This is a genomic window from Rhizobium sp. LEGMi-198b (assembly GCF_054114205.1).
Genome location: NZ_JBSYVH010000011.1, coordinates 40,538 through 54,371, shown reverse-complemented (window position 1 = coordinate 54,371; position 13,834 = coordinate 40,538). Strand labels below are relative to the sequence as shown.

13 protein-coding genes are annotated in these 13,834 nt (G+C 58.1%); 4 read left to right on the top strand and 9 right to left on the bottom strand.

Annotated elements, in window-relative coordinates; genetic code table 11:
• Window positions 1-37: 37 nt before the first annotated feature.
• The 8 genes from ACXHXG_RS29870 to wrbA all read right to left on the bottom strand — a co-directional run bounded on the left by ACXHXG_RS29870 (window position 38) and on the right by wrbA (window position 5,853).
• Complete coding sequence (locus ACXHXG_RS29870) at window positions 38-481, bottom strand: hypothetical protein (RefSeq protein ID WP_457901626.1); 444 nt, start codon at window positions 479-481, stop codon at window positions 38-40.
• Entirely contained in the window at window positions 429-770 is a 342-nt protein-coding gene (locus tag ACXHXG_RS29865; protein WP_457901625.1) for a hypothetical protein, read from the bottom strand. Before ACXHXG_RS29865 ends, ACXHXG_RS29870 begins: the two co-directional genes overlap by 53 nt.
• Window positions 763-1,350 (bottom strand): terminase small subunit, encoded by a 588-nt coding sequence (locus ACXHXG_RS29860; protein WP_457901624.1) that lies wholly within the window; start codon window positions 1,348-1,350, stop codon window positions 763-765. Before ACXHXG_RS29860 ends, ACXHXG_RS29865 begins: the two co-directional genes overlap by 8 nt.
• Window positions 1,351-1,579: 229 nt before the next feature.
• On the bottom strand, window positions 1,580-2,242 hold the full coding sequence (locus ACXHXG_RS29855; RefSeq protein WP_457901623.1) for a DUF1376 domain-containing protein: 663 nt from the start codon (window positions 2,240-2,242) through the stop codon (window positions 1,580-1,582).
• 439 nt (window positions 2,243-2,681) lie between these two features.
• On the bottom strand, window positions 2,682-3,005 hold the full coding sequence (locus ACXHXG_RS29850; RefSeq protein ID WP_457901622.1) for a hypothetical protein: 324 nt from the start codon (window positions 3,003-3,005) through the stop codon (window positions 2,682-2,684).
• A gap of 83 nt (window positions 3,006-3,088) precedes the next feature.
• Window positions 3,089-3,751, bottom strand: a complete 663-nt coding sequence (locus tag ACXHXG_RS29845) for a hypothetical protein (protein ID WP_457901621.1) — start codon at window positions 3,749-3,751, stop codon at window positions 3,089-3,091.
• 15 nt (window positions 3,752-3,766) lie between these two features.
• Window positions 3,767-4,957, bottom strand: a complete 1,191-nt coding sequence (locus ACXHXG_RS29840; RefSeq protein WP_457901620.1) for a tyrosine-type recombinase/integrase — start codon at window positions 4,955-4,957, stop codon at window positions 3,767-3,769.
• 296 nt (window positions 4,958-5,253) lie between these two features.
• Window positions 5,254-5,853 carry an NAD(P)H:quinone oxidoreductase type IV gene (gene wrbA / locus ACXHXG_RS29835; RefSeq protein WP_457901619.1) on the bottom strand — a complete coding sequence of 200 codons (600 nt, stop codon included), beginning with the start codon at window positions 5,851-5,853 and terminating at the stop codon, window positions 5,254-5,256.
• A gap of 242 nt (window positions 5,854-6,095) precedes the next feature.
• Between wrbA and ACXHXG_RS29830 the strand changes: the two genes are divergently transcribed.
• The 4 genes from ACXHXG_RS29830 (at window position 6,096) to ACXHXG_RS29815 (ending at window position 13,189) form a co-directional block, all read left to right on the top strand.
• Window positions 6,096-6,869 (top strand): competence/damage-inducible protein A, encoded by a 774-nt coding sequence (locus tag ACXHXG_RS29830; protein ID WP_457901618.1) that lies wholly within the window; start codon window positions 6,096-6,098, stop codon window positions 6,867-6,869.
• Window positions 6,870-6,985: 116 nt separating this feature from the next.
• Complete coding sequence (locus ACXHXG_RS29825) at window positions 6,986-7,828, top strand: universal stress protein (RefSeq protein WP_104822884.1); 843 nt, start codon at window positions 6,986-6,988, stop codon at window positions 7,826-7,828.
• A 291-nt stretch (window positions 7,829-8,119) separates the two neighbouring features.
• Entirely contained in the window at window positions 8,120-8,617 is a 498-nt protein-coding gene (gene gpt, locus ACXHXG_RS29820; RefSeq protein WP_104822883.1) for a xanthine phosphoribosyltransferase, read from the top strand.
• A gap of 768 nt (window positions 8,618-9,385) precedes the next feature.
• Window positions 9,386-13,189 (top strand): vitamin B12-dependent ribonucleotide reductase, encoded by a 3,804-nt coding sequence (locus ACXHXG_RS29815; RefSeq protein WP_457901617.1) that lies wholly within the window; start codon window positions 9,386-9,388, stop codon window positions 13,187-13,189.
• 398 nt (window positions 13,190-13,587) lie between these two features.
• On the opposite strand, the gene ACXHXG_RS29810 is transcribed toward ACXHXG_RS29815, so the two are convergent.
• Complete coding sequence (locus ACXHXG_RS29810; protein ID WP_457901616.1) at window positions 13,588-13,758, bottom strand: hypothetical protein; 171 nt, start codon at window positions 13,756-13,758, stop codon at window positions 13,588-13,590.
• Between the last annotated feature and the right edge of the window lie 76 nt (window positions 13,759-13,834).

Below are 13,834 nucleotides of genomic sequence, written 5' to 3'. Positions count from 1 at the left end.
TAACGGTCCATGCACCGCTCCGTTTGAAATAGGCGGACTAACTCGTCGTCTTTGGGCACAAAACCAATGGCGGCATACTCCGCATCTCGCGATCCAAGTTTGCCTCATAATCTGGCTTGAGACCTACAGATGCGAGTTGTTCCGGTGTTGGATGCGGGTCGAAATAAAGGCTTTCGAAATTCATAACCGTTTTGTCGGGATTAAGATGAAACCGCGAAATGATCGAAGCCGCGCCGGAACGTGCGGTCATCGTAACTCGATCATCTCCGATGTCTGCGACTGTTATGTTTTTTTGAAGAACTTTGCTTGTGCCCTTGTCCATCATGACGAGATTTTTGCCATCAAAGGCCAAAAAGGCTCCAGCACAGGATGATCCTAATTCATGGAGCTCGCTTGTTTCCAGCTTCTGGACTATGGGGCTTTTCTCTTCAGGTGTGCAACCCGCCAAAATCGCCGCGACCGCAAGCCATAGCAGTTTCATTCCACTGTTTCGCATGCCAGATCTCTTCGTTAACGTCATCTCGGAGCATGACACTGCTCCGATAACGTTCTGCAAACGGAGATAGCAGCATTTTAGGAATACCCGTCAGGGGCGGCACATAAGGCCGACAGCGCTCAATGTGCCATGCGTATTTCTGCGCGCGGACGGCGGAAATCCTGTCGCCGCTCTCTTCCGCCAGATCGGCCTGCCTTCGAAGATCAGCAACAACGCCTTCGCGGTTGACCTGCGGAGGTTTTGCCTTTCGTCTTGCCATCAGGTCCTCAGTCAAGATCGATTATCCCCGCTGCCCGTATCGGCGCTGTCTCGGCATCCCATTCAATGGCAGACGGTACGACGGCAACCGGTTTGCCCCCGTGAGCACCAGCGTTCATTTTTCGCTTCTCTGCCATCGAGCGCTTAGTACCGGCAAGTGCTGGCTTTGGGCCGGTTCCAGAGCCGAATTGCGCTCGCCATTCGTCTTCGCTTAATTCGAGCAGTTTGGTCGGCAAGGGTGCGGGGGCATGTCGGATGATTTCAAGCTGCGTTGGTGCCAACAATCCAAGTAATTTTGCCTGCAATCCGATGGCGGAAACCACAGCGGCTGGACTTCGGCATCTCTTCGCAAAATCAATGGCCTCATCAAGGTTAACGACCAAGCTTTCGACCGATTTTGCGGTCCGTTTGGCCGCCATTCCCTGCAGTTCGGCGATGCGGGCGGCCACCACAGTATTTCTCAGTAGCTTGGAGCCGTTCACCTCAGCCGTGCGACCGGAAACGTGATAGATGCTGGCATAGGCTCCGGACGCGCTTTCACCCCGGCAGATGGCGCGGCAAAATCCTTCGTGACGTTGATTTCCAAGCGCTGGCATGGGGGTCAGAATACGCGATTGAGGCAGGCTCGCCAACGGTCAACGCGGGCTGCTGCTCACCGATTTGCCTATGGTCATGCTGCTCCTCTCTTAAGCGGGACAAGTTCGCCAGCCTTCCGCGTTGGCGGCCACACCGGCTCAGATGCAATCTTGCGGATAAGCGCAGGCATGATGTCAATAATATCGGCTGAGGGCCGAGACGCCGCCCACTCGAACAGATCAATCTGCTTCATGCCACGCTCTTTCCTTCTGAGAGGATGCCTTCAAGCTCGTACGGGCTGAGATTGCCGCCCATCATTAGGCGAATACACTCGTCCATGCGGGACGGAGGCACGTTCTTGCTATCGAGGAACTGGCGGGCTTTTACTGTTGAAGATGGGACAGCAAAAGCCCGAAACATGCTCCCCCTATCCTCATCTTCCCTTTTATCTAGAGCCAAACCTTGTGCCGGTGGCGCTGATCGTGACGCTGGCGGTAATGGTGATGGTGATGGTGATGAGCTTTCGTTTGGGTTTTGGTTAGCGTTACCCACAGGTTTCGTTTCGGTTTCCGTTAGCTTTTCTTTTGACGTGCGTGGACGGCCACCTTTTTTGCCATTCTCCACCTTGGTTTGACGCAACTCTTCCGATTGACGACGGAGCTCAGCCGTCTTTGCGTGGAGCCACTGCCAATCGAACAAGGGTGCCAAGGCATCACGGATAGGTGGCCACTGATCGCGGTCAATACCGACAATTCGGGCAAGGCGGTCGTCGTCATTAGGAAGCTCACCATGCCGCCATTGATGCAATCTGAGGCGCATGTGAGCGCCATATTCCTCCGGGCTAAGATGGGACGTGTCAGCAAACTCGTCGGCGACGTATATCTGCATCCAAGGGAGAGGGACGTTGGTCATCCGTGTGCCTTTCTGAAAATGCGATACCGATGCGACAGCGCCGCGGCCTCCACCCACGCGGGAAGCCGCTCCGAACTGGCAAGCGCGATGGCATCAGTTTCCCTCCTTCCGTTCGGTGAGAGGCACGGAGAGGCCTCAATCGTGGCATGGTCCATATCAGCACTCATGCAACCCTCCCCCCGATATCGGCAAGCTGGCCTATGAGCCGTGCCGTGGCGGCCGTGGCGACAAATACATCGGCCACGGTTCTTGGTGGTCTCCCAGTCACGCCTGAAGGCTTCGTGCCCGACATTTCAATTGCAATATGGTTGCGGGACATCGTGCACTCTCCATATCGGATGCCACGTTGCGCACGGTGCGGTGCTGGATTATGCTGCCGGTCAATTGGATATAGCCGAATGCATTTGGAGCCCGTCGTCGCGCAAGCGTGGCGGGTTTCTCATGCGGCATCGGCGGAGTTGCGGGCGTCAGCCGTATTCTCGGCAAGCATGTCGCATATTTCTGCTAGGTCGTACTGAGGGCCTTTGAAGCCGAGCGGCCGTGTGTACGCTGGTGGCATGTGTTTGCGTCGGCGAGCCTTCAATGTTGCTGGCAGCACCCCTAGAATGGCAGCCGCCGTTGCGTCATCGACGTGTCCGGGCAATTCAGTATCGGCAGCCAGTGCGCGGAACAGCGCAGCTCCCCGGAGGCCGTTGCCTTGATGATGGCGCTTGCGGCGCTCGAAAAGATGGGAGACTTCGGTTTCAATAATGTTGCTTGCCATAGGGGGGCACCTCAAGCTCCAAGGGAAGGTGTCAAACTATCTACGGCAATTTCCGGCCCATTTCTTATCCACCGGCGCGTTTTTCAGCGGGGCATATGTTCAGGCTTAGTCGTCAAGAACCGATGGATGGTCGCTGATGCGATCTTGATCCCGGCTTCCTTTGCCACTGCTAGAACGAAAGCGATGAAGGGGCTGTAATAGTTTCGCCTGCCTGCCTTATCGACTACTAATGAGGTTGTAGGCCCCGCTCTGAAATGTTTTTCGAATATCGTCCTGAGCTGGTCAATAATCCAATCCGTGGCGCTCTTCTCAACGTTTTCACGGGAGACGGTAAGCATGGCAGCCTTGGCTTCCTTCGTGGAAAGATACGCCATGAGCGCGGGGTGTTCGTGCTGAAGCACAAGATCGGCTTCCCTCGCACCGGCACCGCTCAAGCCCATCAATTCGTGAAGGGTTCGGACCGTTTCGTTAATCCGCATGCTTTGCTTGGTAAGGGCCGATGGATTTTTGATCTCCATGCGTAACCAGTAGCCGCGCGTCGCTGCATCTATATCCTTCCGCAACAGCAGCCGGGGCTTTTTTGACGCCTGCCGCTGATCGACCGGCAACGCCAAAATCTGCTGGCGAGATGGCGTGAGCTTGTCAGGGATTGGAAACTCCTGTTTGCGGTTGCCGCCTCGGACGGCAGCAAGGATCGGATCGAGGTTGCCTACATCGATGTCGGCTTCGTTAACGAACTCGTCCATGCGCGGCATCTCGGATCACGTCTTGAGCTTCAGAACCTCGCCCGCTGGCTTGGAAAAGATGTTGATGGCTTTTGCCGCCTTCTCCGCCCCTGCCCGGCCAAGAGTTTCGGAACGGCTCACGTAGCGGTTCGCCATGGCGAGCGTCCGCCAACCGCCAGCCTCACGCAGTTCATGCGCGGTGGCACCCGCATTTGCCGCCCATGTGGCGAAGGTATGCCTCAGGACGTGGGGGGTGATCCGCGCCACCTCCGCCTTCTCGCAGATGGTCGAGAGGGTCTTGCCCGCCAGCTTGTAGTCGAGTGGGCGACGGCCGTTGCTTGCCGAGAAGACAAAGCCGCTCCGATGCGGCTGCCGGTCAACGATCACGGCAGCGTCGGCCGACAACGGACGATCAATTGCGCCAACCTTGCTGTCTGGAAGGCGTATGAGAAGCCGGGGAAGGTCAACGTCCGCCCAATCCAGCAGCCTCGCCTCCGAAATGCGCCAGCCGCTTACGGCCAGAAAACGCAAAAGCTCCCCGACAGGCGTCTCGATCTCATCCAACGCCGCAAGGAATTTCGGCATTTCCTGCTCGTTCAGCCATGCATCCCTTGCCTTCTCCTTATAGCGTTCGACCTTAAGGCAGGGATTATCCCGCCTGACGCTCTGGCTGATTGCGAACTTCATCATAGCCGAGAGAACGGCCAGCGCCCTATTCGCTTCGGTCGGCGTCCGCCTGTGTTTATGATGGCAGTCGATAACCATCGCCGTCGTTATATCGTCGGCAAAACGGCCCTTGAAGTAAGGCAAGAGAACACGACGGATGCGCCCTTCGTAATCCTTGCGCGTGGCGGGCTTGCGCTTTGAGAGGCGCTTTTCGCGATACTCCTCCACCAGCGTGTCGAACGTCATGCGGGCCTTGCGGGCTGCTTTCTCGCCACGGGGATCGTCACCCCGCTTCACCGCCTGAAGCAATCGCTGCGCCTCCAGTCGGGCCGCGTCGGCATGAAATAGGGCCGCATCACCTATCGCGACCTTGCGGCGAACCTTGCGACCATCCGGCAACGCGACCAAATGATCGATCATGAAGGCCTTGCTTAGCGTTCCATTGGAACGGCGGCGGACACGCATCCAGAAACCCGTGAGCTTGGTATCGCGGACCTCCGCGCTGGTCTTCTCGGACGCCAGTTTATAGCGGGTAACATAGTCTTGGCTAAGAAGCGGCATTTTGTCTTTTCCACCGTTGCAGGGGGCACGTCAGGGGGCACGGAACGCATACCTCGTTGTACATTCACGTTACCCTTGGTTTACTTTTGTATAGCTAAAGCCGTTACAATACAACGCTTTTTGGTAATCTTCAGATACGTATGGTATGCTCCCCCAACTGACTTAAAATCCCTCGGCCTTAGGCTATACGGGTTCGACCCCCGTCGTCCGCACCAAGGACAAATTCCAAATAGGTCCCGACGAAAAAAGGCGCAGCTCTCGCCGCGCCTCGATTCCATGCAATGTCGAAGATCAAATTAGGCGACGAGCTTGGCCGCGATCTTGGCGACGTGGGCGCCCTGGTATTTTGCGGCTTCCAGTTCGATTTCCGAAGGCTGGCGGGAGCCGTCGCCGTTGGTGATCGTAGAAGCGCCGTAAGGCGAACCGCCCTTGACTTCTTCCGTGCCCATCTGGCCCTGGAAAGCATAGGGAAGGCCGACGACGGCCATGCCGTGGTGTAGCAGGGTCGGGATGAAGCCGAGGATGGTGGATTCCTGGCCGCCGTGCTGGGTCGCGGAGGAGGTGAACACCGAGCCGACCTTTCCGACGAGCTTGCCGCCGAACCACAGGCTGCCGGTCTGATCCCAGAAATTACGCATTTGCGATGTCACCGTGCCGAAGCGGGTGCCGGAGCCGACGATGATGGCGTCGTACTTGGCCAGTTCTTCCGGCGATGCGATGGAAGCTTCCTGATTGAGCTTGAAGTAGGAAGCCCTGGCCACCTCTTCCGGCACCAGTTCCGGTACGCGCTTAACGGTTACGTCGGCGCCGGCGGACTTTGCGCCTTCGGCGACGGCATAGGCCATCTTCTCGATATGACCATAGGAGGAATAATAGAGAACCAGAACCTTAGCCATGAACGTCTCCTAGTTGTTGGACGCGTTGATTTTCGGGCTGATTTCTATCAGCGCTAAAACGAAGGCGCAGCCCCAGCAACTAGAACGCACTGTTCACCCGATGAAGACGAAATTTCACTTGCAGTTGCTTTTTCGACCGTCGCCAAGCAAACGAAAACGTCAGTTTGCATTCGCAGCAAACGGCGCTACCTATTTCAAACGTTTTTTCGAACGCGTTACTGCGCAATTCCACGGATATTTCCATGACCAATGAAACCATTGTCACCGCCGCCATGCTGGCTATCGGCGACGAACTGCTCTCGGGCCGGACGAAAGACAAGAATATCGGCCATCTCGCCGATGTCATGCTGCTGTCCGGCATCGATCTGAAGGAAGTCCGTATTGTCGCCGACGACGAAGACGCCATCGTCTCCGCGTTGAACGCCCTGCGCGGCCAATATGATTACGTCTTCACCTCCGGCGGCATCGGCCCGACGCATGACGACATCACCGCCGATGCCATTGCAAAGGCTTTCGGCGTGGCCTGCGAACATGAGGCCGAAGCGATGCGGCTGATGGCGGAGATGTATGCGCGGCGCGAGATGGAATTCACCGAGGCCCGCCAACGGATGGCGCGCATGCCGGTCGGCTCCAAACATATTGCCAATCCGGTTTCGACCGCGCCAGGCTTCAACATCGGCAATGTCTACGTAATGGCCGGCGTGCCGCAGGTCTTTCAGGCGATGCTCGACAACGTCGTCCCGACGTTGCGCACCGGCACCCGCATGCTTTCGACGGCGATTTCCTGCCCTTACGGCGAAGGCGAGATCGGCACGCCGCTCGGCGCCATCCAGAAAGCTCATCCTGATACCAGCATCGGATCCTACCCGCGCTATGTCGGCCAATCCTTCTCGACCGAGATCGTCGTGCGGGGCCGCTCGGCCGAATTGGTTGAAACTGTCGCGGCCGAAGTGCGCGCCATGATCGAAATGATCAGACAGGCAAAAGCAAAGGAAAATCAGTCTACTGAGGCATGACGTTCAGCAAATGCTTTTAACCCGTTGGGGAACCGCGGTCATATCAGCGCATTATTATCGGACGGAACACTGATATAATGCAGCGATAAGGACCTTTCCTCATGGGAGATCACGTCATGCCCTATAAAACCATCCTGGTCATACTCGATACCCCCGACAATACGCGCGTGGCGGTCGATTTCGCCGCCGCGTTCGCTCAGGAGCATGGCGCGCATATCGTGGGTCTGCATGCGGAAATCGTCTCGGCCGTGCCGCTGGTGGCGCCGATGGAGATCCCCGATCCGGTCGCCGTGCAGGCTCTGCAGGACATGGCGCACAGCCAAGCCGTGGAGATCGAGCGGCTGTTCCGCGCGAAAATGGAGCGCGAAGGACTTGCCTATGAATGGCGCAACTTTGCAAGCACCGTCGGCTATGGTTCGGAGCCGCTGATGGAAAGTGCGCGTAGCGCCGATCTGCTGATCGCCGTGCAGCCCGATCCGGCCAAATCTTCGGACTCGCATGTCGATGTCGAAAGCTTCCTGTTCGAAAGCGGCCGTCCCGTGCTGCTCATTCCCTACATCTTTACCGAGCCGAAGCCGATCCATCGCGTACTGATTGCCTGGAACGGATCGAAGGAAGCCGCCCGCGCGACCTTCGACGCCCTGCCGTTCCTGCGGACTGCCGATTCCGTCGAGGTTTTTTCCGTCGACACCTCTGACAGCTCGACGCATTCGCCGAAAGAGACCGGCGTGGAGATTACGGCCACGCTTGTCCGCCATGGCATTCGCGCCAGATTGGAAACGGCGACTTGCGGCGGCAAGACGCCATCGCAGGTCATCGAAAATCGCCTCGCCGACGATAGCATCGATCTGCTCGTCATGGGTGCCTATACACATTCCTGGCTCTGGCAGTTGATCTTCGGCGGCACGACGCGGACGCTGCTGCAATCGATGACGGCGATGACGCTGCTTGCGCGCTGATGCCCATAAGCCTGCCGGATATGCGGTGCAGCGGCGCTCTTGCCTTTTGAGCGCAAATCCAGCAGAAAGCAGCGACCGATGAGAGAATTCCCGCCAGGGAACCCATTCGCGTGGTCCACGGAGCGTGATCCCTAAAGTCCAAAATGGTTTGGGTGGGATCATCTTCGATCGGAGAGCCAGCGAATCGCGTTTCAGGATTTGGTCCTTGGTCCGCGCCCGTCGCGGGGTCTGCTCAGGGTCGCCGGCAGCGCCGGTGCGTTGTTATCCTCTGCCTCCCGGAGCCTTAGAGCCATGTCCCTGCCCGATAAAGCCTTTCCCGTATCCTGGGATCAGTTCCATCGCGATGCCCGCGCCCTTGCCTGGCGACTTGCCGGACTCAATCGCGAGTTCAAGGCGATCGTCTGCATCACCCGCGGCGGCCTCGTTCCCGCTGCCATCATCTCGCGCGAACTGAATATCCGCCTGATCGAGACCGTCTGTATCGCCTCCTACCATGATTATTCCAGCCAGGGCGAAATGAACCTGCTCAAGGGTATCGCGCCGGAACTCACCACCAATGGCGGCGAAGGCGTGCTGGTGATCGACGACCTGACCGACACCGGCAAAACGGCTGTGGAAGTGCGCACCATGCTGCCAAATGCGCATTTCGCCTGTGTCTATGCCAAGCCGAAGGGCGTGCCGACCATCGACACCTTCATCACCGAAGTTAGCCAGGACACCTGGATCTATTTCCCCTGGGATATGGGTTTCACCTATCAGGAGCCGATCGCCAAGGGTCATCGCGGCTGACCGTTAGGAGACTCACCCGAATCAGTTGTGATTCTGTGCGGTGTGCCAAAATCGGACATAGGCATCAGCAATAGATGTGGGCGCGTTAGCGCCCACTATATTTAGTGGTTATCGAGATACCAGGATTACGTGGGATTCAAGGGCTTCGGCGCGAATCATAAGGGGTTGCTGCATGCTTTTGCCCCTCTGCCAATGGTTTCAAGGCCACGGTCACAATATTGTCGCTTTTAATTCCGCCGTCAGTGGTATTCGGCTCATAAGCGGTCGCGCGGAGAACGAACAATTTCCGCCAAGCGCTTGAATCTTTGGGACTCCTGGCGTTTCCCCAATTTCCACAGGCAAGCCCACAAGATATTGTGGTTAAAAATCCGTCGCAAACCACCCCTTGACGGAATCGGGTCTTTCAAAGTTAATGAATGACGTTGCGGCGGCGACTGGACCGGACGGAATAACGGGGGCTGGTCCTTAACTCGAAATCGGATTTGGATTCACGGCGATCATCATGATCGATGGCGCCAGGGAGGCCTTTTGTGCCGAGATCGGTGCTGCCAAAAAAAGACATGCGGGGACTGGCGGCAATAAGCTGTTAATACTATATTTAGTGTTTGCAGCCACCATCACCACAAGATACGGGAAAGACATCTCCGGATGACACCTCCTGTCAGGAAGCGGATTGAACACTGGCTGCGCGCTGAAACCGCGAAGCCGGATCAGGAATTTTGCGCCTTCGTTTCGAGGACGGGCGCCAACGAATTGAGGTAAGGGATCATGCGCATCGAACGTCGATTTACGAAGGCCGGCCAGTCACCTTATGCGGAGATCGAATTCCGCAAGGCGACAAGCGAGATCAAGAACCCTGACGGTTCGATCGTTTTCCGCCTCGAAAACATCGACGTGCCGGCGCAGTTCTCGCAGGTCGCCGCCGACATCTTGGCGCAGAAGTATTTCCGCAAGGCCGGCGTGCCCGCCAAGCTGAAGAAGGTTGAGGAAAACGACGTTCCTTCCTTCCTGTGGCGCTCCGTGGCCGATGATGCGGCGCTGAAGGATCTGCCGAAGGAAAGCCAGACCGGCTCCGAAACCGATGCGCGCCAGGTCTTCGACCGCCTCGCCGGCACCTGGACCTATTGGGGCTGGAAGGGCGGCTATTTCTCCTCCGAAGAGGATGCATCGGCATTCCGCGACGAACTCGCCTATATGCTCGCCACCCAGCGCGTCGCACCGAATTCGCCGCAGTGGTTCAACACCGGCATGCACTGGGCCTATGGCATCGACGGCCCCGGCCAGGGCCATTTCTATGTCGACCCTTTCACCGGCAAGATCACCAAGTCCAAGTCAGCCTACGAACATCCGCAGCCGCATGCCTGCTTCATCCAGTCGGTCGAGGACGATCTCGTCAACGAAGGCGGCATCATGGACCTCTGGGTTCGTGAAGCGCGTCTCTTCAAGTATGGCTCCGGCACGGGCTCCAACTTCTCGCTGCTGCGCGGCGAAGGCGAAAAGCTCTCCGGCGGCGGCCGCTCCTCCGGCCTGATGAGCTTCCTGAAGATCGGCGACCGCGCTGCCGGCGCCATCAAGTCGGGCGGCACGACCCGCCGCGCCGCCAAGATGGTCGTCGTCGACATCGACCATCCGGATATCGAGGAATACATCAACTGGAAGGTCAAGGAAGAGCAGAAGGTTGCCGCCCTCGTCACCGGTTCGAAGATCGTCGCCAAGCACCTGAAGGCGATCATGAAGGCTGCCGTCAATTGCGAAGGCGACAATGACGATTGCTTCGATCCGGCCAAGAACCCTGCCTTGAAGCGCGAAATCCGCGCTGCCAAGAAGGATCAGGTTCCGGAAAACTACGTTCAGCGCGTCATCCAGTTCGCTCGCCAGGGCTACAAGGACCTCGAGTTCAAGACCTATGACACGGACTGGGATTCGGAAGCCTATCTCACCGTTTCCGGCCAGAACTCCAACAATTCGGTCTCGATCAAGGACGACTTCCTGCGCGCCGTCGAGAACGACGCCGATTGGCATCTGACCGCCCGCAAGGACGGCAAGGTCGTCAAGACGGTGAAGGCGCGCGATCTCTGGGAATCCATCTCCTATGCCGCCTGGGCATCTGCCGATCCGGGCCTGCACTTCAACACGACGATGAACGACTGGCACACCAGCCCAGCCGCCGGCCCGATCCGTGCGTCCAATCCGTGCTCGGAGTACATGTTCCTCGACGATACGGCCTGCAACCTCGCTTCGCTGAACCTGATGACCTTCAAGGACGCGGCGACGAAGCGCATCAACATCGGCGACTACGAGCATGCCGTCCGTCTTTGGACCGTCGTTCTCGAAATCTCGGTCATGATGGCGCAGTTCCCCTCGCGCCGCATTGCCGAACTCTCCTACGAATACCGTACCCTCGGCCTCGGCTATGCCAATATCGGCGGTCTGCTGATGTCATCCGGCATTCCCTATGACTCGGATGAAGCCCGTGCGATCGCCGGCTCGCTGACCGCAATCATGACCGGCATCGCCTATGCGACCTCGGCCGAAATGGCTTCCGAACTCGGGACCTTCCCGATGTTCAAGCCGAACCGCGAGCATATGCTGCGCGTCATCCGCAACCACCGCCGCGCCGCTTATGGCGAGACCTCGGGCTATGAGGGCCTGTCGGTCAATCCGGTGGCGCTGATCCACGCCGAAAATCCGGACCAGGATCTCGTTGCCCATGCGAAGGCTGCCTGGGACAAGGCCCTGAGCCTCGGTGAACAGCATGGCTACCGCAATGCCCAGGCCACCGTCATCGCGCCGACCGGCACGATCGGCCTCGTCATGGATTGCGACACGACCGGCATCGAGCCTGATTTCGCGCTGGTGAAGTTCAAGAAGCTCGCCGGCGGCGGTTACTTCAAGATCATCAACCGCGCCGTTCCGGAAGCGCTGCGTGCGCTCGGCTACTCCGAAAGCCAGATCGCCGAGATCGAGGCCTATGCCGTCGGCCACGGCAACCTGAACCAGGCGCCGGCCATCAATCCTTCGACGCTGAAGGCCAAGGGCTTCACCAATGAGAAGGTGGAGGCCGTCAACGCCGCGCTGAAGAGCGCCTTCGATATCAAGTTCGTCTTCAACCAGTGGACGCTCGGCGCCGACTTCCTCAAGGGCACGCTGAAGGTTTCCGACGAGCAACTGACCGATATCAGCTTCAACCTGCTCGACCATCTCGGCTTCTCCAAGAAGGACATCGAGGCAGCCAACATCCATGTCTGCGGCGCGATGACGCTGGAAGGCGCACCGTTCCTGAAGAACGAGCACCTCGCCGTCTTCGATTGCGCCAACCCCTGCGGCAAGATCGGTAAGCGTTACCTTTCGGTCGAAAGCCACATCCGCATGATGGCCGCCGCCCAGCCCTTCATCTCGGGTGCCATTTCCAAGACGATCAATATGGCCAACGAAGCAACCGTCGAGGATTGCAAGAACGCCTACATGCTCTCCTGGAAGCTCGGCCTGAAGGCGAATGCTCTTTATCGCGACGGCTCCAAGCTCAGCCAGCCGCTGAACGCCTCGCTGATCGACGACGAGGGCGACGAGGATGCAGTGGAAGAACTGCTGCAGGCCCCGGCTGCCGCCCAGGCCGTCACCGTCACCGAAAAGATCATCGAACGCGTCATCGAAAAGGTTGTCCGCAGCCAGGAAAAGCTTCCCGGTCGCCGCAAGGGCTACACCCAGAAGGCCAAGATCGGCGGACACACCATCTTCCTGCGCACCGGCGAATATGACGACGGTCGTCTCGGCGAAATCTTCCTTGACATGAACAAGGAAGGTTCGGCGCTGCGCGCCTTCATCAACAACTTCGCTATCTCCGTCTCGCTCGGCCTGCAATATGGCGTGCCGCTCGAAGAATATGTCGATGCCTTCACCTTCACCAAGTTCGAGCCGGCCGGCATCGTCACCGGCAATGACGCGATCAAGAACGCCACGTCGATCCTCGACTACGTGTTCCGTGAACTCGCCATCTCCTATCTCGGCCGTCACGATCTCGCCCACGTCGATACGTCGGACTTCAACAACACGGCGCTCGGACGCGGCGTGTCGGAAGGCAAGGCCGATGTCGTCTCCAAGGGCCTGACCCGCGGCTACAAGCCGACGCTGGTGCCGACATCGGGTGAGCGCCAGGCAGCCGAGGTCAAGGGTTCGTCGACGGCAGCCCCTGCCCGCGCCTCCTCTGGCGCGACGATCACCTCCATCGCTGGCAATACCGCGCGCAAGCTCGAACCGACCAGCGCCGTCTCCACCTCGGAAGTCGTCGCCTTCAAGCGCGATTACGAGGAACGCGCCAAGGAACTGGCTGAAGAGATCGTAGAGGAACTGGCAAACGAAGAAGCCTCCACTGCCCTCTTCACCGACAAGGCAGCGGATGAGGCGGCAACGGCGAAGTCGGAAGCCAAGAAACTGGAATCCGAACGCCGCGCCCGCTCCATCATGCAGGGCTACACCGGCAACATGTGCACGGAATGCCAGAACTTCACGATGGTTCGGAATGGAACTTGCGAGAAGTGCGACACGTGCGGCGCGACGAGCGGGTGCAGCTAAGCGCTGAGCGCGATTGTAGGCAGCAGTCGTCACTCATTTTGACGCATAGCCAACAAAATGACGCAGAATCCGTCCCGCCCGCATAAAATCGGGCGGGAAGAAGTTTAAAGATGCCGCCGGAAGATCACCTTGTAACAGTCGCGAATTGTCTTTATGACAAATCGCGCTTAGTGAACCGACGGTTAAGGCAACCACCGCAGTACGATTCTGACGTTTGCGGAAAGAGACGCTTGTTCATACACAGCATGCGTGGGCCGTTGGCGCATCAATTTCATTGGCCCTGCGGAACGTCGCGGGAAGCAGAACGTCGATACCTGCGATATCGCAAACGGAAGCCGCTTGATTGCACTCGTCGTTTTGGGGAAAAGCGCGAGCGCATGTCGCTCGCGTGAAGGTATTCAGCGCTGTTCGCTGACCTTCAGATCAGCATCACGAATGACATAGGGGCCGCGGAGAGTCTCGGGACGCTCTAGCACGTTTTTGACGGCATTTTTCATGATCGCGCGCAGCTCATCTCCGCGCTCCTTGCTTGTGGATGTGTCCTGCACGGCTAGGTTGGCTTTCATCACTACACCCTCCAAGTGATCGCGACTCGATAATACTCGTATTAACTAAGGCGCGATATGATAATCGCGCCACAGTCCT

Excerpts from the sequence above, each read along its gene's own strand:
- ACXHXG_RS29870 (WP_457901626.1), bottom strand. The coding sequence starts at position 481 with ATGAAACTGCTATGGCTTGCGGTCGCGGCGATTTTGGCGGGTTGCACA.
- ACXHXG_RS29860 (WP_457901624.1), bottom strand. The coding sequence starts at position 1,350 with ATGCCAGCGCTTGGAAATCAACGTCACGAAGGATTTTGCCGCGCCATC.
- ACXHXG_RS29855 (WP_457901623.1), bottom strand. The coding sequence starts at position 2,242 with ATGACCAACGTCCCTCTCCCTTGGATGCAGATATACGTCGCCGACGAG.
- ACXHXG_RS29850 (WP_457901622.1), bottom strand. The coding sequence starts at position 3,005 with ATGGCAAGCAACATTATTGAAACCGAAGTCTCCCATCTTTTCGAGCGC.
- ACXHXG_RS29845 (WP_457901621.1), bottom strand. The coding sequence starts at position 3,751 with ATGGACGAGTTCGTTAACGAAGCCGACATCGATGTAGGCAACCTCGAT.
- ACXHXG_RS29840 (WP_457901620.1), bottom strand. The coding sequence starts at position 4,957 with ATGCCGCTTCTTAGCCAAGACTATGTTACCCGCTATAAACTGGCGTCC.
- wrbA (WP_457901619.1), bottom strand. The coding sequence starts at position 5,853 with ATGGCTAAGGTTCTGGTTCTCTATTATTCCTCCTATGGTCATATCGAG.
- ACXHXG_RS29830 (WP_457901618.1), top strand. The coding sequence starts at position 6,096 with ATGACCAATGAAACCATTGTCACCGCCGCCATGCTGGCTATCGGCGAC.
- ACXHXG_RS29825 (WP_104822884.1), top strand. The coding sequence starts at position 6,986 with ATGCCCTATAAAACCATCCTGGTCATACTCGATACCCCCGACAATACG.
- gpt (WP_104822883.1), top strand. The coding sequence starts at position 8,120 with ATGTCCCTGCCCGATAAAGCCTTTCCCGTATCCTGGGATCAGTTCCAT.
- ACXHXG_RS29815 (WP_457901617.1), top strand. The coding sequence starts at position 9,386 with ATGCGCATCGAACGTCGATTTACGAAGGCCGGCCAGTCACCTTATGCG.